At 49.9% G+C, this 21033-nt stretch carries 20 protein-coding genes; 16 read left to right on the top strand and 4 right to left on the bottom strand.

The window, feature by feature from the left end:
• The first annotated feature begins 2 nt into the window (after positions 1-2).
• The 9 genes from NSQ39_RS17065 (at position 3) to NSQ39_RS17025 (ending at position 9260) form a co-directional block, all read left to right on the top strand.
• On the top strand, positions 3-1106 hold the full coding sequence (locus tag NSQ39_RS17065) for an EpsG family protein (protein ID WP_175075557.1): 1104 nt from the start codon (positions 3-5) through the stop codon (positions 1104-1106).
• 69 nt (positions 1107-1175) lie between these two features.
• On the top strand, positions 1176-2207 hold the full coding sequence (locus NSQ39_RS17060) for a glycosyltransferase family 2 protein (protein WP_175075555.1): 1032 nt from the start codon (positions 1176-1178) through the stop codon (positions 2205-2207).
• Between the two features lie 11 nt (positions 2208-2218).
• Positions 2219-3298, top strand: coding sequence for a polysaccharide pyruvyl transferase family protein (locus NSQ39_RS17055; protein ID WP_175075553.1), 1080 nt, complete (start codon positions 2219-2221; stop codon positions 3296-3298).
• On the top strand, positions 3295-4314 hold the full coding sequence (locus NSQ39_RS17050) for a glycosyltransferase (RefSeq protein ID WP_046131047.1): 1020 nt from the start codon (positions 3295-3297) through the stop codon (positions 4312-4314). Before NSQ39_RS17055 ends, NSQ39_RS17050 begins: the two co-directional genes overlap by 4 nt.
• Positions 4311-5867 carry an MATE family efflux transporter gene (locus NSQ39_RS17045; protein WP_236809550.1) on the top strand — a complete coding sequence of 519 codons (1557 nt, stop codon included), beginning with the start codon at positions 4311-4313 and terminating at the stop codon, positions 5865-5867. The genes NSQ39_RS17050 and NSQ39_RS17045 overlap by 4 nt, the downstream gene beginning before the upstream one ends.
• A 19-nt stretch (positions 5868-5886) precedes the next feature.
• The gene (locus NSQ39_RS17040; protein WP_175075549.1) at positions 5887-6489 is read left to right on the top strand and encodes a sugar transferase; all 603 of its coding nucleotides are present in this window, start codon (positions 5887-5889) and stop codon (positions 6487-6489) included.
• On the top strand, positions 6489-7115 hold the full coding sequence (locus NSQ39_RS17035; protein ID WP_175075548.1) for an acetyltransferase: 627 nt from the start codon (positions 6489-6491) through the stop codon (positions 7113-7115). The genes NSQ39_RS17040 and NSQ39_RS17035 overlap by 1 nt, the downstream gene beginning before the upstream one ends.
• Before the next feature lie 22 nt (positions 7116-7137).
• A complete protein-coding gene (locus NSQ39_RS17030) occupies positions 7138-8283 on the top strand; it encodes a DegT/DnrJ/EryC1/StrS family aminotransferase (protein WP_175075546.1) in 1146 nt (381 codons plus the stop codon).
• A gap of 11 nt (positions 8284-8294) precedes the next feature.
• A complete protein-coding gene (locus tag NSQ39_RS17025; protein WP_175075544.1) occupies positions 8295-9260 on the top strand; it encodes a polysaccharide pyruvyl transferase family protein in 966 nt (321 codons plus the stop codon).
• Positions 9261-9281: 21 nt separating this feature from the next.
• On the opposite strand, the gene yvfG is transcribed toward NSQ39_RS17025, so the two are convergent.
• Entirely contained in the window at positions 9282-9494 is a 213-nt protein-coding gene (gene yvfG / locus NSQ39_RS17020; protein WP_175075543.1) for a protein YvfG, read from the bottom strand.
• Positions 9495-9569: 75 nt separating this feature from the next.
• Between yvfG and rpoN the strand changes: the two genes are divergently transcribed.
• Positions 9570-10880, top strand: a complete 1311-nt coding sequence (gene rpoN / locus NSQ39_RS17015) for an RNA polymerase factor sigma-54 (protein WP_236809574.1) — start codon at positions 9570-9572, stop codon at positions 10878-10880.
• A 30-nt stretch (positions 10881-10910) separates the two neighbouring features.
• On the opposite strand, the gene lutP is transcribed toward rpoN, so the two are convergent.
• Entirely contained in the window at positions 10911-12599 is a 1689-nt protein-coding gene (lutP, locus tag NSQ39_RS17010; RefSeq protein WP_175075539.1) for an L-lactate permease LutP, read from the bottom strand.
• Positions 12600-12812: 213 nt separating this feature from the next.
• Between lutP and NSQ39_RS17005 the strand changes: the two genes are divergently transcribed.
• The 4 genes from NSQ39_RS17005 (at position 12813) to NSQ39_RS16990 (ending at position 16603) form a co-directional block, all read left to right on the top strand.
• Positions 12813-13541 (top strand): FadR/GntR family transcriptional regulator, encoded by a 729-nt coding sequence (locus tag NSQ39_RS17005; protein WP_046131064.1) that lies wholly within the window; start codon positions 12813-12815, stop codon positions 13539-13541.
• Positions 13542-13700: 159 nt separating this feature from the next.
• Positions 13701-14417: a (Fe-S)-binding protein gene (locus tag NSQ39_RS17000; protein ID WP_341016111.1), complete on the top strand. Its 717-nt coding sequence runs from the start codon at positions 13701-13703 to the stop codon at positions 14415-14417.
• Positions 14418-14456: 39 nt separating this feature from the next.
• Positions 14457-15884: a LutB/LldF family L-lactate oxidation iron-sulfur protein gene (locus NSQ39_RS16995; protein ID WP_175075538.1), complete on the top strand. Its 1428-nt coding sequence runs from the start codon at positions 14457-14459 to the stop codon at positions 15882-15884.
• Positions 15881-16603, top strand: a complete 723-nt coding sequence (locus tag NSQ39_RS16990) for a LutC/YkgG family protein (protein WP_175075536.1) — start codon at positions 15881-15883, stop codon at positions 16601-16603. Before NSQ39_RS16995 ends, NSQ39_RS16990 begins: the two co-directional genes overlap by 4 nt.
• 43 nt (positions 16604-16646) lie before the next feature.
• Here the strand turns inward: NSQ39_RS16990 and NSQ39_RS16985 are convergent, their stop codons facing one another.
• Both NSQ39_RS16985 and NSQ39_RS16980 read right to left on the bottom strand, forming a co-directional pair.
• On the bottom strand, positions 16647-18404 hold the full coding sequence (locus tag NSQ39_RS16985; protein ID WP_175075535.1) for a CocE/NonD family hydrolase: 1758 nt from the start codon (positions 18402-18404) through the stop codon (positions 16647-16649).
• Complete coding sequence (locus tag NSQ39_RS16980; protein WP_175075533.1) at positions 18401-19237, bottom strand: MerR family transcriptional regulator; 837 nt, start codon at positions 19235-19237, stop codon at positions 18401-18403. The genes NSQ39_RS16985 and NSQ39_RS16980 overlap by 4 nt, the downstream gene beginning before the upstream one ends.
• A 159-nt stretch (positions 19238-19396) precedes the next feature.
• Between NSQ39_RS16980 and NSQ39_RS16975 the strand changes: the two genes are divergently transcribed.
• Together NSQ39_RS16975 and NSQ39_RS16970 are read left to right on the top strand one after the other, a co-directional pair.
• A complete protein-coding gene (locus NSQ39_RS16975; RefSeq protein ID WP_175075532.1) occupies positions 19397-20086 on the top strand; it encodes an ABC transporter permease in 690 nt (229 codons plus the stop codon).
• Positions 20086-21012: an ABC transporter ATP-binding protein gene (locus NSQ39_RS16970; RefSeq protein WP_175075530.1), complete on the top strand. Its 927-nt coding sequence runs from the start codon at positions 20086-20088 to the stop codon at positions 21010-21012. Before NSQ39_RS16975 ends, NSQ39_RS16970 begins: the two co-directional genes overlap by 1 nt.
• The last annotated feature ends 21 nt before the right edge of the window (positions 21013-21033 follow it).

The following is a 21033-nucleotide window of genomic DNA, read 5'->3' as shown; positions in this document are numbered from 1 at the left end:
ACATGGCCGTTTACATGCTGAATATGGGGATCGTTTTCGTATGGTCATGGTTTGCGAAAATGTACGGCAAAGAAGATCATTCTCTGCCGACGGGCTACCGTCCGAATGCGATTCTAGCTGCCGTGCCGCTCGCTTCCCTGATCATCGTCGCCGGATTGAGGTACAAGGTCGGAACAGACTTCCAAACCTATATGCTGCTTTACGAATTGGCCGGCAAATACGACAGCATTTGGGCGATCTTCGGATTCGGCGGGGCCAAAGCCTCGACAGATCCGGGATTCACAGCGCTCTTGTGGCTGTTGAATCATATCACAAGAGATCCGCAGATCATGTTTGTCACCGTCAGCATCATCACCTATTTTTTTATCGTCAAGACGCTTTATGTATACGGACGGCCGTTTGAATTAAGCATGTTTTTATTTTTAGGTATGTTCTATTACTATGCGTCATTCAACGGGATTCGCCAGTACATGGTGGCGGCTGCCTTGTTTTGGGCTGTCAAATACGTGATCGGCGGAAACTGGGTGCGCTATACGATGACCGTGCTGATTTGCTCGCTGTTTCATTCATCTGCACTTATCATGATTCCCGTCTATTTCATTGTCAGAAGAAAAGCGTGGTCGCCTGTCATGGGTCTGCTCACTCTTCTATTTTTAGCCGGGACTTTCATGTATCAAAAGTTTCTTTCCGTCTTTATCGTCGTGCTTGAAAACAGTTCATACGGACATTATGAAGAGTGGCTTATGAAAAATTCAAACGGGATGAACTCGATTAAAATCATCGTCCTTCTCCTTCCGCTCGTGCTTGCGTTTTGCTTCAGAGAGCAGCTGAGGAAGCGCTGGCCAGAGATCGACTATATCGTCAACTTTTGCCTAATCGGTTTTTTATTCGGTGTTTTGGCGACAAAGGATGTCATCTTTGCAAGGTTTAACATCTATTTTGGACTTTATCAGCTGATTCTCGTTCCTTACTTTGTCCGGATTTTTGAACCGAAATCGAATGCGCTTTTATACGTTTTGTTTTTGATCTGTTATTTCTTATACAGCTTTATGCTCATGCCGTTCGATTCTTCGGTGCTGCCGTACAGAACGATTTTTGAACGTTAATCTATGAAACAGACAAGGCGGCGGATCATTCCGGTCTTGTGAAAAATGTCGACAAAGGAGTCAATCATATTGGAAAACCCAGCCGTTAGCTTACTGGTCGCAGTATACAATACAGAAGCTTTTTTGCTGAATTGTTTACAATCGCTGATCAGCCAGACCTTAAAAAATATCGAAATCATCATCGTCAATGACGGTTCGACGGATGGAAGCCAGAAAATCATTGATCATTTTGCCAGGAAGGACGGCCGGATCAAAACGATCCAGCAGGAAAATCAAGGGCTCGGGGCCGTGCGGAATAAAGGAATAGAAGCCGCCGAAGGAGAGTATCTGGCTTTCATCGATTCGGATGACTGGATTGAGCCCGACTATTGCAGGGCCATGTATGAAAAAGCGAAGGCCGAGGAAGCCGATCTCGTCATCTGCGATTATGCCGTAGACATTCAGGATACGGGGAAAACGATCTTTCCCGAGATTGGGAAACGCTACGCCGGAAAGCCGAAAGACGCATACATCACAGATCTGCTCAAGGGCAAGGTGAGCGGTTTTTCCTGGAACAAGCTTTACAGGCGCAGCCTGATTGAAGAGCACCGGCTCGCCTTTCCGCTCAGGGATGAATTGGAGAATATCGAAGATCAATACTTCAGTTTCAGGTGCCTGTTTTTTGCAAATACAGCGGCGTTTGTGACAAAGCCTTTGTACCACTACAGGGTTCACCTGACATCGATTGTCCAAAAGTATCAGCCGGGGCTTTACGAAGACGGCCTTGCCCTATACGAGGCAAATCTTGAATGCCTGGCAAAGCACGGCGGGCTTCAAGCTTTGGAAGACGCGCTTCACGTCTTTCTCGTCAACCACGCGTTGGGCAGCATTTTGAATGAGTGCAAAAGCCTGAATAAAAACCCTTCGGCGGAAAAATACAAAAATATCAGGCGGATTTGCGCCTCTCCTGAGTTTAGAAGGAAAATTCCCGCTGTCGACCTGACGGCTTTTGATTCGAAGAAGAAGCTGCTGCTGTTGCTCGTACGCTGGCGTCTCGTGCCGGCCGTGTACGGATTCGCAGCGCTGTATCAGAAAACGATCGAGTACAGAATGAAGAAATAGGCGGTGAGGACATGACCTTTCAGGAATGGAAAGTCAATCTTGCGGAATGGCTTCTGCTGAAGGTGAAATATCCATCAGAATTCGTGATGGGAACACCTGGTTTAAAAAGATTTGACCAATATAACGGGAAGAAAAAGATCATTTTGACGCTAATTCCTTCCCACGATAATTTGGGGGATCACGCGATTGCCCTGGCAAGCAGAACATTTATAGAAAATGAGTTTCCCGATTTTGAAGTTATCGAGATCGGCATCAATGATATTTACAAACACGCAAAAGCGCTGCGGCGCGTCCGCCACCCCGAGGATATGGTGTTTATCATCGGCGGCGGCAATATGGGCGATTTATACAGAAATGAAGAATGGACGAGACGCTTTATCATCAAGACCTTTAAGCAGTATAAAATCGTGCAGCTTCCGGCCACTGCCCATTTTTCGAAGACGCCTTACGGACAAAAGGAATTAAAAAGGGCAAAAAAAATCTACAATGCCCATCCCCGCCTGTTGCTGATGGCGCGCGACGAGACAACCTATCAATTTATGAAACGGCATTTTGCGGGCAAAACGATTTTAAAGCAGCCGGACATGGTGCTGTATTTAAAGAAAGAGAAGCAGGAGGAAAGAGACGGCATTTTGGTGTGCTTGAGGGATGATAAAGAAAGCTTTCTAAAAAAAGAAGAGCGAAAAGCGCTGTTGAAAGCAGTTACTGACGAATACGGAGGGGTCAGAACGTTTACGACGACGATCGGCAAGAGAGTGAGCAGCGTCTCGCGCGAGATGGAGCTGAACAAGCTCTGGGATCAATTGGGAGGCGCTGAAGTTGTGGTGACGGACAGGCTGCACGGCATGATCTTTTGCGCGATTACCGGAACGCCGTGCGTCGTGATCCGTTCCTTCGACCATAAGGTGCTTGAAGGATTCAACTGGCTGAAAGACATCCCATCGATGAAGCTTGTCGAAAAGCCCGGAACGGCAGAGGTGCTCGGTGCGATCAAGGAATTGATCAAAAGAGATGCATCATACGAAAACGCTCCGACGAGGGATCATTATTTCACCGATCTGAAGCGGAAGATATTAGGTGATGCCCTATGAAGCCGTTCGTCAGCATCATCGTTCCGATGTACAATGTCGAAGCTTATATTGAAGAGTGCGTCAATTCTTTGCTCAGGCAGACGTTGAGAAATATCGAAATCATTCTCGTTGATGACGGGTCACCCGACAGATCGGGAGACATCGCAAGACGGTATTGTGATCAGGATGCAAGAGTCAAAGTGATCCATAAAAAGAACGGCGGGCTGAGCTCCGCCAGAAATGCCGGGCTCCATGCAGCAACAGGGGAGTATGTCGGCTTTGTCGACGGAGACGACTTTGTGTCGCCGGCGATGTTTGAAAATATGTACGCCGCTGCGAAGGAGGACGATCTTGATATCGTCATGTGCGGCTATCATAAGCATTCTGATAAAGGAAACGAGTATGTTCCTCCGTCTTTGCCGGCCGGACGCCTGCTGCTGGGCTGGGATATTAAGCATGAGCTGAGAAGGGCGCACGAAACCCGGTTCATCTGGTATGTATGGCGGAATTTGTACAGGCGCGACCTGCTGAAGCATAACGAGCTTTATTTTTATGAAGATATTCGCTTTGCGGAAGATTCGCCGTTTAACCTGTACGCTTTTTACGCCGCAAAGCGCGTAAAAGCGATTGATGAAGGCTATTACATGTACAGGTGTAATCCGGAGAGCCTGACAGAGCTTCCTTTTAAGCCGTACATGGATGACAGCCTGATCAGGCAATATCGTGCAAAAAAGAGATTTTACGAGACATTCCAGATGTTTGAGGAATGTTCCGAGGATCTGCAGACGTACATGTGCAAACACCAGATCCCGATGCTTCTGGCCAATGCATGCGCCGAACCGAAGCCTTCAAAACAAGTGAGGCGGCATATTAAGGATATTTTATCCTACCGGATGGTACAGTCATCGGTGGAAAAAACGTCATTGCGCAATAAAAAGCTTTTGCTCGGACAGCGGATTGTTTTACTGTTATGCAAATTGCATGTTCCGATCCTGCTCGAATTGTTTTTTAAACGAAATCTGCCCAGTAAGGGATGAGCCTTTTGAATAAGACATTTTTACTGAATCTGGGCGCCAATGTGGCGTCCTTTTTGCTATCCGTGCTGTTTTCGATGTGGCTGACTCCGTTTGTCATCAAAACGCTCGGAGTTGAAGCGTTCGGCTTCGTTCATTTAACGCAAAACATGATCAATTATTTTTCGATAATTACAGTCGCCTTGAGCGCGGTCGTCGTCAGATTTTTTTCCGTCTCGGCCCACAGGGGGGCGCTCGATGAGGCAAGAGGCTATATGAATACGTATATGATTTCGTCTTTTGCCCTTTCGCTCGTTTTGCTCTTGCCGCTTGGCGGAACGATCTATTTTGTCGACCGGATCATCCGCGTCCCTGCGGGTCTCTTGAGCGATGTGCAAATCGCGCTGTTCATCGGCGGCCTGCTCTTTCTGCTGACGTTTTTTATGTCAGGATTTGCGGCAGGTCCATTTTTCGCCAATAAAATCTATATCACGAGCACGATCCAGGCGGTGCAAATGCTGATTCGCGTGCTGTCGGTCGTCTGCATTTTTTCATTGTTCGCGCCGAAGATTTGGCACATTCAGCTTGCCGCTTTCATCGCTACCGTGTCAGCGTGCATGCTGTCTTTCGTTTTCTTTAAAAAACTGATTCCCTGGTATTCGTTTCGGATCAAGGATATGTCGCTCAAAAAATGCAGGAAGCTGCTGCAGTCCGGGGGATGGAGCTCGGTCAGCCAGGTCGGCGTGCTGCTGTTTCTGCAAATCGATTTAATGGTGGCCAATCTTATGCTTGGGGTCAGCGAATCCGGAATGTACGCGGCGATCATTCAGTTCCCGCTTTTATTGAGGACGCTGTCGTCAACGCTTGCGGCCGTATTTTCCCCGACGATTACGCTCTATTATTCAAAAGGTGACAAAGAAGGGCTTGTCCGCTATGCCAATCGGGCCGTCAGGTTCAACGGATTGATCCTTGCGCTGCCTGCGGCATTGCTCGGCGGGCTGGCCGGCCCGTTTTTGACGATTTGGCTCGGACCTTCTTTCGAGCATTTGAAATGGCTTTTATTGATACATGCCGGCTATTTGGTCGTATCTTTAAGCCCTGCGCCGCTTTTTTACATTTTTACAGCTTACAACAAGCTGAGAACGCCGGCCTTGACGACGGTCGCCTTCGGCGCCGTCAACTTGATCCTTGCCGTCGTGCTGAGCGGTCCGGCGGGACTCGGCCTTTACGGAATCGCGCTTTCCGGGGCTGTTGCGTTAATGCTGAAAAACGTCGTCTTCACCCCGATGTACGCCTCAAAGATCACGGATGAACGAAAACGGGTCTTTTATAAAGGCGTGTATGCCCCGCTTGCCGGCGCTTCATTCGCATTGGGCGTCTGCTTCGCAATCCAGTTCTTTTTTGCGGTCGACGGCCTGCCGTCCCTTATCATGACGGCGCTGGCAGCGTCTGGTGCGTACGTATTGTTTGCATATTTTGTGTTATGTACAAAAGAAGAACGGCTTTCAGTTCTAAGCTGGCTGCAAAAGTTTCGGACTTCTGCGTTGCTCCCTTTTCAGAAGGGATTTTTCAAATAGGAGAAAGGGTGCGGTATTCGTGAAAGCTAAACGGTTTTTTGATCTTGTGTCAGCGATTGTTTTGCTCCTTGTTCTCAGTCCGGCCATGCTGCTTGTGGCTTGCATCATCAGGTGGAAAATCGGCTCGCCCGTGTTGTTCCGCCAGACGCGTCCGGGGCTGAACGGGAAGCCTTTCACATTGTATAAGTTTCGAACGATGACAGATGAAAGGGATGAAGCAGGGAACCTGCTCAGCGACGAAAAACGGCTGACAAAGACGGGAAAGCTGATCAGAAAAACGAGCCTTGATGAACTGCCGCAGCTGATCAACGTCATCAAAGGCGATCTCAGCCTCGTCGGTCCGCGGCCGCTGTTGATGGAATATGTTCCCTTATATACAAAGCGGCAGTGGAGGCGGCACGAAGTCAGACCCGGCATTACGGGCTGGGCGCAAATCAACGGCAGAAATAAAGTGACATGGGAAGAAAAGTTCGAACTCGATGTTTGGTATGTCGATCACAGGTCTTTCTTTCTCGACCTGAAAATCATTATGTTGACGATCGGCAAGGTGATGAAGTCAGAGGGCGTCAGCCAGGACCATCATGTCACCGCCGAAAAATTCACGGGGAGAAGGAATGCATGATGCAAAACGTGGTAATCATCGGCGCGGGGGGCCACGGCAAGGTCATCCGGGAGATCGTCGAAGAGCTGCCGGATACAGTGCTGGCCGGAATTCTTGATGACCGGTTTCAGAAGCTTCAGCTAGTAAACGGGCTTTATAAAGGACCTTCCCATGCGGCGAGAGAGCTGATTCAGGAGCTTTCGGACGCGAAGTTTATGCTTGGGGTCGGAAGCAATGAAACGAGGGAAAAGCTGTTTCAAAATCTCGGCCTCCCGCTTGAACGGTATGCGGTGCTTATTCATCCGTCCGCCGTCATCAGCAAATCGGCGCAGATTCAAAACGGGACGGTCGTCATGGCGGCGAGCGTCATTCAGGCTGATGCCTTTATCGGTGCACACAGCATCGTCAACACCGGCGTGATCGTTGAACACGATAATGTGATCGGCGACTATGTCCACCTGTCGCCGGGAGCGATTTTGACCGGAAGCGTGACCGTTAAAGACGGAGCGCACGTCGGCGCAGGAACCGTTGTCATTCCCGGAAAAACGATCGGAGAGAGAAGCGTGACGGGCGCGGGCGCGGTGGTGATCACCGATATTCCGGACGATTCGACCGCAGTCGGAACACCGGCGCGAACGATTAAATAACTGCGTAAAAAGGGTGAAAACAATGGATCAGAAAAAGCGAATTTATTTATCGCCTCCGCACATGAGCGGTGAGGAGGAACGCTATATAGCGGAAGCTTTTCGGACAAACTGGATCGCGCCTCTCGGTCCGCTCGTCGATGCGTTTGAAGAAAAGCTGGCATCATATGCCGGAACGGCCGGAGCGGCAGCCGTCAGCTCGGGGACGGCTGCGATTCATCTCGCCCTCAAATTATTGGGGGCCGGAAAAGGCGACAAAGTATTTTGTTCCTCCTTTACGTTTGTCGCCAGTGCCAATCCTGTACTCTATGAACAGGCCGAACCTGTGTTTATCGATTCTGAACCGGATACGTGGAACATGTCTCCCGAAGCGCTCGAACGGGCGCTGGACGAAGCGGAGCGCGAAAGGAGCCTTCCAAAGGCCGTCATCGTTGTCAATTTATACGGGCAAAGCGCCAAAATGGACGAGATCATCGCGATCTGCGACAAATATGCCGTACCGGTCATCGAAGATGCAGCCGAATCGCTCGGATCAGAATATAAAGGAAGAAAGAGCGGAACGTTCGGCCGGTTTGGCATCTATTCATTCAACGGCAATAAAATCATCACGACTTCCGGCGGGGGAATGCTTGTCAGCGATGATGAGGAAGCCCTGCAAAAAGCGCGGTTTTTGGCGACCCAGGCGAGAGAGCCGGCCGTTCACTACCAGCATGAGAAAGCCGGCTTCAACTACCGGATGAGCAATGTCCTGGCCGGGATCGGCATCGCCCAGCTCGGCGTTTTGGATGACAGGGTAAAAGCGCGGCGCGCTGTTTTTAAACGGTATCAGGAGGCGCTCTCTGACATCGACGGCATCGACTTCATGCCTGAAATCGGCATGTCAAACAGATGGCTGACGACCTTGACGTTTGATGCAGAAAAGATCAAAACGTCACCGGCGGACATCATCGAACAGCTTGCACGCGAAAATATTGAAGCGCGTCCGTTATGGAAGCCGCTTCACAGGCAGCCGCTTTTTAAAGGCGCCGCCTTTTATGCGCATGATGAAACCTGCCCGGTTGCCGACGACCTTTTTGAACGGGGGCTCTGCCTGCCGTCAGGCTCAAGCTTGACGCGCGAAGAACAAGACCGGATCATTCAGGTGCTCTGTGACCGGATCATATATAAATGAGGTGTAAAACAATGACCACAATCTATTCCATGGACAGCTTGAAGGAAAAGCTGGCGGAATTGCTGGATGTCATTCCAAAGCATTCGTCAGTCGTTTACTTGGATTATCCCCTCTACGGGAATGTAGGCGATTTATTGATTATGAAAGGAACGGAGGCCTTTTTTAAAGCATACGGCATTCGCGTCCGCGAAAGGTGGAACGCGGAAAACTTTAATCCGGGACGGAAAATTCCCGAAGAAGCGATTATCGTTTGCCAGGGAGGCGGCAATTTCGGAGATTTGTACCCTCATTTTCAACAGTTCAGGGAGCGCGTCATCGAGCATTACCCGAACAATCGGATCGTGATCCTCCCGCAGTCGATTTACTATGAAAATGAAGAAAACATCAGGCGGACAAGAGATATATTGACGGCACACCCGGATCTTCATTTATATACGAGGGAAAAAGCGTCATTTCAATTTGCAAACGAACACTTTGAAGGGCTCAACAACATCAGGATGATGCCTGACATGGCCCATCAGCTCTGGCCGATTGAGCCGACGGAGAAGCCGTCGGAATCCGTGCTGCGCTTAATCAGAACGGATAAAGAAGCAAACGGAAGCCTGCAAAAAGCGCAGGAGCCTGATACATACGACTGGCCTGTGATTTTGTCAGACCGCGACAAACGCGGCATCAGGCGGCTGCAAACGTTGAACGCCCTTAATAAAAAAGCGGGGAACCCGCTGCCGATCGCTCATTATTGGGAGCGTTATTCAGACATGCTCGTCAACAAATCGATCCGATTTTTCAGCTGCTACGAATCAGTCGTCACCTCACGGCTTCACGGGCACATTTTATCTTGCCTGCTTCAAAAGGAAAACATCGTGATCGACAACTCCTACGGGAAAAATGCAAACTACTACAACACATGGATGAAAGATATCCCCAATACGAAGCTCATCCAGGAAAAAACAGAAGAGCCGCCTGTTCCCGTGTAACAGACGGCTTTTTTCTTTCCCTTATTCTCCGCGCTTTACTTTGTTGTAAGCCTCATCCAAATGCTGAATCCGTTTTAGGACAACTGCGTTCTTTGTCAGCTGGTCCTGCACAAGCGTCGAAACGACGGAACGGTAATAGCTGTTCATGGCATGAATCTTATCCTCGTCTGGATTCATTTCAATATGGGCTTTAAAATTTTCTATGAAATAAGGCACTGAAAATAGTTCTGTCATTACAGAAAACACTCCTTTTTATGTCTATACGGTAAAGATTCGATCGTGTAAACTAATAATGGGAGGGGAGAAATGATGAAACTGCATGTGCAGCAGCAGCAAACGGTAAAACTTCACTTGACCCAGGGGCTTACACAAGCAATTACCATGCTTCAGTACACCTCGGCCGAACTCAACAGCAAGATAGATGAGCTCTCAATGGAAAACCCTCTTATCGAACGGAAGGACTCCGACGTTCCCCGATCATTTTACCATAAAACAAAGCAGCATTTGCAGCGGGAGCAGACGATTGTTCCAGAGGCGGCGTATCACCGCGAGACGCTAAAAAGCGCCCTGAAACGGCAGGCGCTTGACCTGCATTTGTCAAACCGGGAAAAACGGATTTTCGCCTACTTGGTTGAATCGCTTGATTCAAACGGCTATGTGACGGAAAAGCTGTCATTTATCGCGTCCGAGCTGTCCGTACCAGCCGGGGAGGCAGAAGCGGTTCTGGCCAAACTGCAGTCTCTGGAGCCTGCAGGCGTCGGTGCGCGTTCTCTTCAGGAATGCATTCTCATCCAGCTAAGACGGCTGCCGAAAGATACCTATCAGGCGGAAACCGTCATTTCAAGCTATTTTGAGCTTTTCGCAAAAAAAGCGTGGAAGGAGCTTTCTGTTAAAACAGGCCTGTCTCTGGCTGAACTTCAGAATATTCAAGATATTGTCGCCAACTTGTCGCCAAGGCCGGGGCTGGCGTATGATGCTGATGAACGGGACGTCTATATCGAGCCTGATGTCGTCGTCTCCGCCGAGGACGGAAAATTGACGCTAGAGCTCAGCCGCCGCTCGTTTCCGGATATCCAGCTCAATTCGTTTTACGAAGCGTTTCTCGAAAGGCGGGCAAAGGATGAAACTGCCTCGTTTTTATCTGAGAAATACAGGCAGTGGAAATGGCTTGACCAGGCGCTCAGGCAGCGAAGGGAAACGATGACAAGGGTCATGAAGGAAATCATGGTTCGCCAAAAGGGGTATTTTCTTAACGGACAGCATGATATTCAGCCCCTGACCTTAAAAGAGGTGGCAGATGCCCTCGGCATCCACGAATCGACAGTGAGCCGGGCGGTAAAGGGGAAAACGGTGCAAACGCCTTATGAACTTTGCGAGCTGAAGCGGTTTTTTTCGGCAAAAGTAAAGGATTCAGGCGACGGCCATACGTCAAGCCATACAGTGAAAGCGCATCTGTGCCGCCTGATCGAAGAGGAAAACAAAATGAAACCGCTTTCAGACCAAAAGCTGGCCGATTTATTAAAGGAAGCTCACGGGATCGTCATTTCGAGGCGAACCGTCGCCAAATATCGAGACCAGCTCAACATTTTGCCGTCATCCGTCAGGAAACGGTACGAATAAAGGCCGACGTGCGAACCGCCGGCCTTTTTTTTACGGAATCATCCATGAGAACGCATGATGCTGCAAAAACGTGATGATGCATACGAGCAGCAAGAGAAATAAACTGTATTTCACCGTAAAGCGGAGCAGATCGGATTCTTTTCCGGCCAGACCGACGGCGGCGCAGGCTACTGCGATCGATTGCGGGGATATCATTTTCCCCGTAACGCCGCCCGATGAATTGGCGGCAACCGCAAGCACCGGCTCCATTCCGACCGATGACGCCGTCACTTTTTGCAGGCTGCCGAACAACAGGTTTGCCGAGGTATCGGAGCCTGTAATAAAGACGCCGAGCCAGCCGAGCACAGGAGAGAAAAATGAAAACATCGCACCCGTCATGGCAAGCGACATACCGAGCGTTGTGCTCATTCCCGAAGAGTTGGTGACATAGGCAAAGCCGACGACGGAAGCGATCGTCAACACGGGCTTTCTCAGTTCCTTCAGCGTGTCGATAAAAACGGCGCCCCACTCTTTCCATGAAACAGCCGTGACAAACTTGGTCAGCACAGCGGCAAGCAAAATCGCAGTTCCTGCTGAGCCGAGCAGATCGAGTTTATAAAGGGCTTCAAGCGGCTTGCCTGACCCATCGAGGATCTCGTTGTTCAAAAAAGGCACACCAGGAGCAAATGACAGACGGCTGCCGATTTCATTGATGAAAAGCAGGAACGGATTTGCCCCTTGATAATGACCTGTCAGCGCTTCTTTCACAGCGGGAATGCCCCATATAGAGACCATTGCAGTCAGCAATAAAAACGGTGTCCATGCTTTTAAAATGCGGCCTGCCGAATACGTGCGCTCTTGTTTTTCCTCTCTCGCTTCCGCGGCGGCGGCCGCCTCTTTTTCTCCCGGAAATCTGAAAGTCGTCTTCGGCTTCCAGAACTTTAAAAATACGGCGAGCGCAACAAGCGAAACGATGGCCGACAGGATATCCGGAAGCTCAGGCCCCAGGAAATTCGAGCTTACATATTGCGTGGCGGCAAAAGAAACGCCCGACACCAAAATGGCCGGCAGCACTTCCAAAGACCTCCTGAAGCCGCTTATGATCACGATCAAATAAAACGGAATAAAAACGGATAAAAACGGGAGCTGACGGCCGACCATTTTTGAAATATCCATCGCCGGTATTCCGGTCGGCCCTTCGACTGCGATAATCGGTATCCCGATCGCCCCGAAGGCGACAGGCGCCGTGTTGGCGATTAAACAGATGCCTGCCGCGTATAAAGGATTGAATCCGAGCCCGACAAGCAGTGCGGCCGATATCGCAACCGGGGCCCCAAACCCGGCTGCTCCCTCTAAAAACGCGCCAAATGAAAACGCTATCAAAAGTGCCTGCAGGCGCCGGTCATCGGTGATCGACAACACGGAGCTCCGAATCACGTCAAATTGCCCCGTTTTTACCGTCAGCTTGTATAAAAAGACCGATGTGACGATAATCCAGCCGATTGGCAAAAGTCCGTACACCGCGCCCTGCGATGCGGACATAACGGCTTTTTCGGCGGGCATGCCGTAGACGAAAACGGCCAAAACAAGCGCAATCAATAAGGTCGTCAACCCGGCTGTATGCCCTTTCATTCTTTTGATGGCCAAAGCCCAGAAAAAATATAAGATCGGTATAAGCGCTGCAATTGAAGAGAGCAGCAAATTGTTCCCCAGCGGAGTGTAACTTTGAGTCCATCCCATCTCCTCATTCCCCCTTTGTTGTTAAAACGGCCTGTCCAAAATCAGACATCTGATGACATGATGACAGGACCAATCACATTAAGCATTATATTTCTGAATGTTCAAAATTACAATCTTTTTTTGCATGACGCTCCGGCTATATATTCAAACTGGAAAGAGCGGTATAATAAAAAAATGAAGCATCACGTGCAGTCTGTCGATGAGGTGAAAAAATTGAAATATAAGCAAATCAAGACGAAAAAAATATACGAGGAAGTAGCTGAAGCGCTGCTTGATACGATCAAAAAAGGCGAGCTTCAGCCTGGGGATAAACTCGATTCCGTCCAATCGCTCGCCGACAGCTTTCAAGTCAGCCGCTCAGCCGTCAGAGAAGCCCTCTCCGCTTTAAAAGCAATGGGGATGGTCGAAATGAAGCAAGGGGAAGGCACCTATGTGAAAACGTTCGAGCCTGAACAAATCTCAATCCCGCTTTCCGCCGCCCTGCTGATGAAAAAGAAAGATGTCGCTGAGCTGCTCGAAGTGAGAAAAGTTCTAGAAATCGGCGCCGTCTCGGCTGCGGCGGAAAAGCGGACGGAAGAAGACCTGGAACGCATGCATGCGGCGCTTGTCGATATGAATCTGGCCGACGGGAACGATGAACTCGGCGAAAAAGCCGATCTTGCGTTTCATTTGGCGCTGGCCGGCGCATCGCAAAACGGCTTGTTAAAAGGCCTGATGAACCATGTCTCATCCCTCCTGATCGAAACGATGAGAGAAACGCGGAAAATCTGGCTGTTTTCCAAAAAGACGACCGTAAAGCGGCTGTACGAAGAACATGAAGCGATCTACAGGGCCGTGAAAGAGCAGGACGGACAAAAAGCGGAACAGGCGATGCTTGAGCACCTGACAAACGTCGAAAAAGTGCTGGCATCGTACTTTGAAGAAACAGAGCAGCCTCATTGAAAAGCAGACGATCGTCTGCTTTTTTTATCGAGCCGGTCCCAAAACTCGAAAGAAACCCCTTTCAAAAAAAGTTCACAAGGTGTAAGATGAAAAAAGAGGTTTTTACATCCAAGTCATCAGATGACCTGACTAATTCAGGTCAGGGGAGAGGGGATCAAGATGAAAGTTTCACTGTTTATCACGTGTTTGGTCGACATGTTCCAGACGAATGTCGGAAAAGCAACCGTTGAGCTGCTGGAACGGCTGGGATGTGAAGTCGATTTTCCCGAAGGCCAGATCTGCTGCGGCCAGCCTGCATACAACAGCGGGTATGTCAAAGACTCCAAAAAGGCGATGAGACGGATGATTGAAACGTTTGAAGGGGCAGAATACGTCGTCAGTCCTTCCGGTTCATGCGCTTTTATGTTCAAGGAATATCCGCACCTTTTTCAGGATGAGCCTGCCTGGGCGGAAAAAGCGCAGCGGCTTGCCGACAAAATGTATGAGCTGACCGACTTTATCGTCAATGTACTGAAAGTGGAGGACGTGGGGGCAAGGCTTGAGAAAAAGGCGACCTATCATACGTCATGCCACATGACCAGGCTTCTCGGAGTAACAGACGCGCCGATGAAGCTATTGCAGCATGTGAAGGGGCTCGAGTTCACACCGCTGCCCCGAAAGCATGACTGCTGCGGATTCGGGGGAACATTTTCGGTGAAAATGTCGCAAATTTCGGAGCAGATGGTCGATGAGAAAGTGGCGTGTGTCGAAGAAACGGCCGCAGATGTGCTCATCGGGGCGGACTGCGGCTGTCTGATGAATATCGGCGGGCGGATCGCAAGGAAGGAAAAACCGATTCAAGTGATGCACATCGCTGAGGTCTTAAACAGCAGATAACACATCCGGTCATTTCACAGATAGAGGGGGACGATGGTCATGGCAATGAAGATCGGAACACAACATTTCAAAGACCGCGTATCAGAGGGGCTTGAAAATCACTTCATGAGAGGCGCCGTTTCAAGCGCCCAGGAACGGTTGAGGGCACGTCGGCTTGAGGCGGCAGAAGAGCTCGGCAACTGGGAAGAATGGCGGTCTCTCGCAGAAGAAATCAGACAGCACGTACTGGCGAATCTCGACTATTATCTTGAGCAGCTCGCCGAAAATGTCGCCGAAAAAGGCGGACACGTTTTCTTTGCGGAGACGGCAGAAGAAGCGACAGGCTACATACGCGACGTCGTCAAAAAGAAAAAAGGCAAAAAAATCGTTAAATCAAAATCGATGGTCACGGAAGAAATCAATATGAACGAAGCGCTTAAAAGAGAAGGATGCGAGGTGGTCGAAACCGATTTGGGTGAATACATCCTTCAGATCGATGACCACGATCCGCCGTCGCATATCGTGGCGCCCGCGCTTCATAAAAACAAAGAGCAAATCCGCGACGTTTTCAAAGAGCGGCTCGACTACCGCAAAACGGAAAAGCCCGAGGAGCTCGTCATGCACGCGAGAACCGTGCTCAGGAAGAAATTTTTGGAGGCGGACATCGGAATTACGGGCTGCAACTTCGCAATTGCCGATACGGGCTCCGTCAGCCTCGTCACAAATGAAGGGAACGGACGCCTCGTCACGACGATTCCGAAAACGCAGATTACCGTCATGGGGATGGAAAGGATCGTCCCGTCTTTCGACGAATTCGAGGTGCTTGTCGGAATGCTGACGAGAAGCGCCGTCGGTCAGCGGCTGACAAGCTATATCACCGCGCTGACAGGACCGAAGCTGCCCGGTGAAGCGGACGGCCCGGAAGAGTTTCATCTCGTGATCGTCGATAACGGCCGCTCGAAGATTCTCGGAACCGAATTTCAATCGGTTCTTCAATGTATCCGCTGTGCGGCCTGCATCAACGTCTGTCCGGTCTACCGCCATGTCGGCGGACATTCCTACGGCTCGATTTATCCAGGACCGATAGGCGCGGTATTGTCTCCGCTGCTCGGCGGGTATGACGACTACAAAGAGCTTCCTTACGCATCGTCGTTGTGTGCGGCCTGTACGGAAGCCTGTCCGGTGAAAATTCCTCTTCACGAGCTGCTCTTAAAACACCGCCAGCGCATCGTAGAACAGGAAGGACGCGCCCCGATTGCCGAAAAGCTGGCGATGAAAGCCTTCGGTCTCGGAACGTCTGCGCCGTCGCTCTATAAAATGGGATCAAAATGGGCTCCGGCTGCCATGAAGCCGTTTAAAGAAGGCGAAAAGATTACGAAGGGACCGGGGCCATTGAAGCAATGGACGCAAATCCGCGACTTTCCTGCACCGAACCGGTCCAGATTCCGCGACTGGTTCCAGGACAGACAGAAGGGGGAGGACAGATGACAAACGGAACGATCCAAAACAAGGAAAGCTTCTTAAACAGGGTTGCCGAAAGACTCGGCCGCGAAAGGAGATCATCAGGCGTCACAACACCCGATTACGAATATCAGCCGCAGCACAAAGTGTATCAAGGATATACGCCCGATGAGCTCTTAGGCGTATTAAAGGAGCACTGCCTGAAGATTCATACCGAACTGGTTGAAACGGACGCCGTCAGCTTGTACGATTCGCTCTATAATCAAGTATCGCGATTCGGCGGAGGGCCTGTGATCGTTCCGAAAGACGATCGCTTTAAAGAATTCGGACTGTCCGGGCTGCTTGCCGATACATGGCCGCAAGAAGGCACACAAGTGTGGGAATGGGATGCGGCCGCTGGAGACGAAAATATTAAGCGCGCCGAACAGGCGAACGTCGGCATCACATTCAGCGAAATCACCCTTGCGGAATCAGGCACCGTCGTCCTTTTCAGCTCAAAAGATAAAGGGCGCTCCGTGAGCCTTTTGCCGACGACATACATCGCCATCGTGCCGAAAAGCACGATCGTCCCGAGAATGACGCAGGCAAGCCGGATCATTAAACAGAGGATTGCAGAAGGCAGCGTCATCCCCTCCTGCATCAACTATGTGACAGGACCGAGCAATTCCGCCGATATCGAAATGGATCTCGTTGTAGGCGTCCACGGACCTGTAAAAGCGGCTTATATTGTGGTGACAGACCGCTAAAAAAACTTCAGCGCTATCATGCGCTGAAGTTTTTTTTAGAGAGTCACTTTCCCGGTATGACAGGGAGAATGATTGCAGAAGGATGATCTCTGTCATGAAGGATGGTCTGCCTTGCTGCACTGGCATCTTCCTTGCGTCCGCTTCCGATATCAAGCCCGTTGTTGAGATTCCGGTCCCAGCGGGGAAAACTGCTGCTTGTGATATCCAAGCGGATGCGGTGCCCTTTTTTGAATACGTTGCTCGTTGCCCAGAGGTCGATTTCATAAAGATACGCTTTTCCCGGCTCGATCAGGCTTGGTTTTTCGCCTTTTGAGCTGTTTCGGAAACGGGCCCGGATGATGCCGTCGGTCAAATTGTATGCCGAGCCGTCGGGGTGTACGTCAATCAAGCGGGCGACAAAATCGGTGTCAGCCGCACTAGAAACCGCCCACAGCCTGACCGTTACAGGCCCCGTCACTTCCGTGTCTTCTTCGAGAACGGGGGAAGTATACACCAATACATCTTCCCGCTTTTCAACTTCCCTTTGATCATGGGCGCCGCTTGTAAAATCAGGCGGCATCATGATGGCTCCGCCTTTTGTCGGAACGGGATGCAGCGGATCGTAGACAAAATGATCGGGTGCTTCCGCATCAGGGGGCACCGTGCTGAGAGTTCCGTCGCCATGCAATGTATTCGCCTGACCGCCGCTGTGCAAATAATACGGCGTAAACCTGGTGCGGGCGAGCGGCCATTCGTATTCATCGCGCCACACGTTTTCTCCCATCACGAACAATTTGATCGGCGCTTCATTCGTTATCCCGGTATCGATTCCTTTTACGAAATGATCAAACCACCGCAAATGGATGCCGTCCAAATCAATGGAAGCGGAATGGGCGGATAATCCGAAATTCTTTTCGCCCGACTGATGGCTATGATCCAAATGCTGCCACGGGCCGATGATCAGCCGGCTTTGCCGGGCTTCGGGAGTGGCGCCGTTTTCTCGCATTTGCAGAAAGTTCTCAATCGTTCCCGACAGGAATATATCGTACCAGCCGGCGATATTCAGCACAGGCGTCGTGAATGTATGATATTTCCCTTTTACAGATAAATGGGCCGTATATTCCCGATCCATCCCCCTCTTGATCAGTTCAAGAATAGAAGGAGCGACGCCGTTTCGCTGAAACGGCGCAAAATCCTTCAGCGGGAGCGCTTCGATCTCTGTTTTGAGCTGATCGATGTCTGAGATCAATCGTTTTCTCGCAGCCGCGAGTTCGCGTTCGTCTGAATAGAGCGCCGGCAATGTATCAAGATACATGCCCATTTGCCAATAAGATAAAAAACCTAACTCCAATGCACCGCCCCGGAATATCAGGCCGTCAAAAGGATCGCTCCAGGAAAATGCCGGAGCCGCCGCTTTCAGCGCTTTTGCTTTACGCTCTATTCCGCCCCATTGCGTAAATGCGTAATAAGACGAACCGAACATTCCGACCCGCCCGCTGCTGTAGGGGAGCTTTGCCGCCCAATCGACCGTTTCCTCTGTATCCCCGGCTTCATGGGTGCTCGTCACAAGCGGATCCCATTTCCCGTCTGATGAAAAGCGTCCTCTCGTATCTTGAAGAATTACGGCATATCCTTTGTGAACCGCCCGAATCACGTCGTGAAAACCTAACAGCACATGGGGAACGTCCTTCCCGTAGGGGAGGCGGGTCAAAAGAACAGGCCACGAGCCTTCGCCTGCCGGCCGGTAAATATTCGCGCGAAGCACTGTTCCGTCTTTCATTGCCACCGGAACATTCAATTCAGTTATGATTTGATCAGTCATGCTCCAAACTCCTTTCTGATGCCGGCCTTTTCAATCGGGATTTGAACCTCTGCGATATAATCGTTTGAATGTTCATGTTCAGGGTGTAGAAATACTTCGCGGCGCGGCTCATTTTCCTTTATGCGATACCCGTTTTGTTCAATCCAAACCCCGAGATGCGCGCTTGCTTTGCAGGGGCTTGCCGGATTGCAGCGGTGCAGAAGCGTCGCCATTACCGGGATCTCCGGCAGCCGGCGCACGCTGCCATTCGGAAGAGACGGCAGCGGCCGGCTGATGAGATAGCCTGCTTCTAAATCAATTGCATCTTCACACTCTTCACAGCCATGCCAAAGAATGATCTTGGGAAGCGAAGCCGTGAACCGCTTATCGAACCGCCCATCCAGCTCTTGAAAAAGAGCGGGGATTCGATTGATCGAAGTCCGCCTCCGTACGGATATGAGCTGCCTGCTTTCCGCTGTTTTCAGCACGATCTCATGCTCGGCGTCTCCATATCCTTCATTTTCTACCTGCTCAAGCCGTTCTTCAATTCGTTTCAGGCGCGCCTGTTCTTCTTCAATGAGCGTCAAAATCTCTGCCTTCTTCAGCCGGAACATCCCCCTGATCTGTTCTGTCGGCACATTTTCTTCTATAAGCTCTGCAATCTGCTGAAGCGTGAAACCGAGCTCCTTGAAAGCGAGAATGCGATTCAATAGAAAGAGCTGGTTTGCCGCATAATAGCGGTAGCCTGTTTCCTGATCTGTACAGGCCGGCTTTAACAGACCGATCTGATCATAATACCGCAGGGCTTTTACGGAAACCTGGCTCAGTTTGGAAAATTCGCTGATTTTAAACAAAACTATAATCTCCTCCTTTCTAAAAGCGAGTATAAACCCTCCAGCAGAGGGGAAAGTCAAGAAAGCTGCGCACTTTTCGATTTAAGGTAATGTTAAGGATAAAATTATTTCCGGATAATCTCCAGTCTCTATAATAAAGGGATGAAGGAGTGACTTGTGATGAGGGCAATCTGTCTGAATGAATTTAAAAGTCTTTTTAAAAGTATTAAATCGATTATAGTGATCGCTACCATTTTTTTCGTGAGCTTTAAGGTGGCCGATGTCATCGAAAACTTGCCGGCCGATATGGTCGGCGAATTGGATTTGGGAAGCGACGCCAATGCAGCCGGAACTGCTATGATCGTATTCCTGCTCGGTTTCCTGATCATCACCGGACTGTCCCATGACATCGTCAACCGCGAGGTCTATACGCGGACGATAAGATTTCTAGTGACGAAAACGTCGCGTCCAAAAATTATCATAGGCAAATTTTTAGGAGTCTGGCTGTTTTGGTTCACGTGTATTCTGGCATCATACATATTGGTCATGGTCGTATCTAAAACGTTTTTATGGCAGAGCGCTGCTGACAGCATGGCATTTCTGACAGCGGCAATCGCGTTAAATCTCTTATTCTCGGTTATCTTTCCAAAGCCTGCTATGTCAATGTTTTTCGGCATCGTGTTTGCCCTGTTCTTTCCCGCACTCAGCATATGGGCCATCTTCTCGGACAATATGATGATCAGCTGGTTTAAATATTTGTCGCCCTATTATTATTCAAATCTAGGACATTATTTTACCCTGATCAACATCGTTTACGCGATTGCGGTGCTTGGCGGGGCCATCGCTTTATTTAAAAGGAGAGATTTATAATGGGTGTTGTGATCGAGGCAAAGGGATTGACGAAGACATTCGGATCGAGGACGGTCGTAAACAATGTTGATCTTCAGGTGGAAAAAGGGGAGATTTACGGATTCCTCGGCCGCAATGGCGCCGGGAAATCGACGTTCATCAACATGATCACCGGAATTATTGAACCGTCAGCCGGCAGTTTTCAACTATTAAACGAATCTTCTATTGATCATATAAAGCACCGCATCGGCGTTTTGCCGGACTATTCGACCTTTTACGATTCAATGACGGCGGCCTGTCATTTAAAATACTTCGCCAAGCTGACCGGACAAAACGTGTCAAGACAGCAGTGCGAGTCCGTTTTGGCAAGGGTCGGTCTGCTTGAACACGCCGACAAAAAGGCGGGGACTTTTTCCTTCGGCATGAAAAAAAAGCTTGGGATCGCCCAAGCCATTATCCACGACCCGGAGTTGATCTTCTTGGATGAGCCGACTTCCGGAGTCGATGCAGAATCAGCCTTGAATATACAAAAGCTGATCATCGATCTGCAAAAAGAAGGAAAAACGGTATTTATGACGTCCCACAATCTATATGAAATCGAAAAGATTTGTACCAGAATTGCGATCATGAAGGATGGCGGTATTTTATGCGAAGGGACGCTCGATGAATTAAGAAAGCATTTCATGTCTTCTATTACGGTTTATATCAGGCATTCGCAAATTCCCGAACAGCATTTCGGCTTGATCAGCAGTTTCCTCGAGTCAGCAGGCGAGGAAGTCAACTTCCGTGACACTGAGCTTTCGCTCGTCGTCAATTCAGAAGAAAAAATCCCCGCCATTATCCGCGTCTTAACCAATTGCAAAGTAAACATTTACAGGGTCCATGTCGACGAACCGTCTCTGGAAGACATTTTTTTGGACCGTGAACAAGAAAACAGCGGATATTAGGCAGCCTCCGGAAAGGCACGG

The organism is Bacillus sp. FSL W8-0848, from assembly GCF_038007805.1.
Taxonomy (GTDB): domain Bacteria; phylum Bacillota; class Bacilli; order Bacillales; family Bacillaceae; genus Bacillus; species Bacillus glycinifermentans.
The sequence above is the reverse complement of the archived record's forward strand: the minus strand, read 5'-3'. Positions and strand labels throughout refer to the sequence as shown.

Excerpts from the sequence above, each read along its gene's own strand:
- rpoN (WP_236809574.1), top strand. The coding sequence starts at position 9,570 with ATGAAACTGCATGTGCAGCAGCAGCAAACGGTAAAACTTCACTTGACC.
- NSQ39_RS17035 (WP_175075548.1), top strand. The coding sequence starts at position 6,489 with ATGCAAAACGTGGTAATCATCGGCGCGGGGGGCCACGGCAAGGTCATC.
- NSQ39_RS17055 (WP_175075553.1), top strand. The coding sequence starts at position 2,219 with ATGACCTTTCAGGAATGGAAAGTCAATCTTGCGGAATGGCTTCTGCTG.
- NSQ39_RS17000 (WP_341016111.1), top strand. The coding sequence starts at position 13,701 with ATGAAAGTTTCACTGTTTATCACGTGTTTGGTCGACATGTTCCAGACG.
- NSQ39_RS16975 (WP_175075532.1), top strand. The coding sequence starts at position 19,397 with ATGAGGGCAATCTGTCTGAATGAATTTAAAAGTCTTTTTAAAAGTATT.
- yvfG (WP_175075543.1), bottom strand. The coding sequence starts at position 9,494 with ATGACAGAACTATTTTCAGTGCCTTATTTCATAGAAAATTTTAAAGCC.
- NSQ39_RS17065 (WP_175075557.1), top strand. The coding sequence starts at position 3 with ATGGCCGTTTACATGCTGAATATGGGGATCGTTTTCGTATGGTCATGG.
- NSQ39_RS16985 (WP_175075535.1), bottom strand. The coding sequence starts at position 18,404 with ATGACTGATCAAATCATAACTGAATTGAATGTTCCGGTGGCAATGAAA.
- lutP (WP_175075539.1), bottom strand. The coding sequence starts at position 12,599 with ATGGGATGGACTCAAAGTTACACTCCGCTGGGGAACAATTTGCTGCTC.
- NSQ39_RS16995 (WP_175075538.1), top strand. The coding sequence starts at position 14,457 with ATGGCAATGAAGATCGGAACACAACATTTCAAAGACCGCGTATCAGAG.
- NSQ39_RS16990 (WP_175075536.1), top strand. The coding sequence starts at position 15,881 with ATGACAAACGGAACGATCCAAAACAAGGAAAGCTTCTTAAACAGGGTT.
- NSQ39_RS17045 (WP_236809550.1), top strand. The coding sequence starts at position 4,311 with ATGAGCCTTTTGAATAAGACATTTTTACTGAATCTGGGCGCCAATGTG.
- NSQ39_RS17030 (WP_175075546.1), top strand. The coding sequence starts at position 7,138 with ATGGATCAGAAAAAGCGAATTTATTTATCGCCTCCGCACATGAGCGGT.
- NSQ39_RS16970 (WP_175075530.1), top strand. The coding sequence starts at position 20,086 with ATGGGTGTTGTGATCGAGGCAAAGGGATTGACGAAGACATTCGGATCG.
- NSQ39_RS17025 (WP_175075544.1), top strand. The coding sequence starts at position 8,295 with ATGACCACAATCTATTCCATGGACAGCTTGAAGGAAAAGCTGGCGGAA.
- NSQ39_RS17050 (WP_046131047.1), top strand. The coding sequence starts at position 3,295 with ATGAAGCCGTTCGTCAGCATCATCGTTCCGATGTACAATGTCGAAGCT.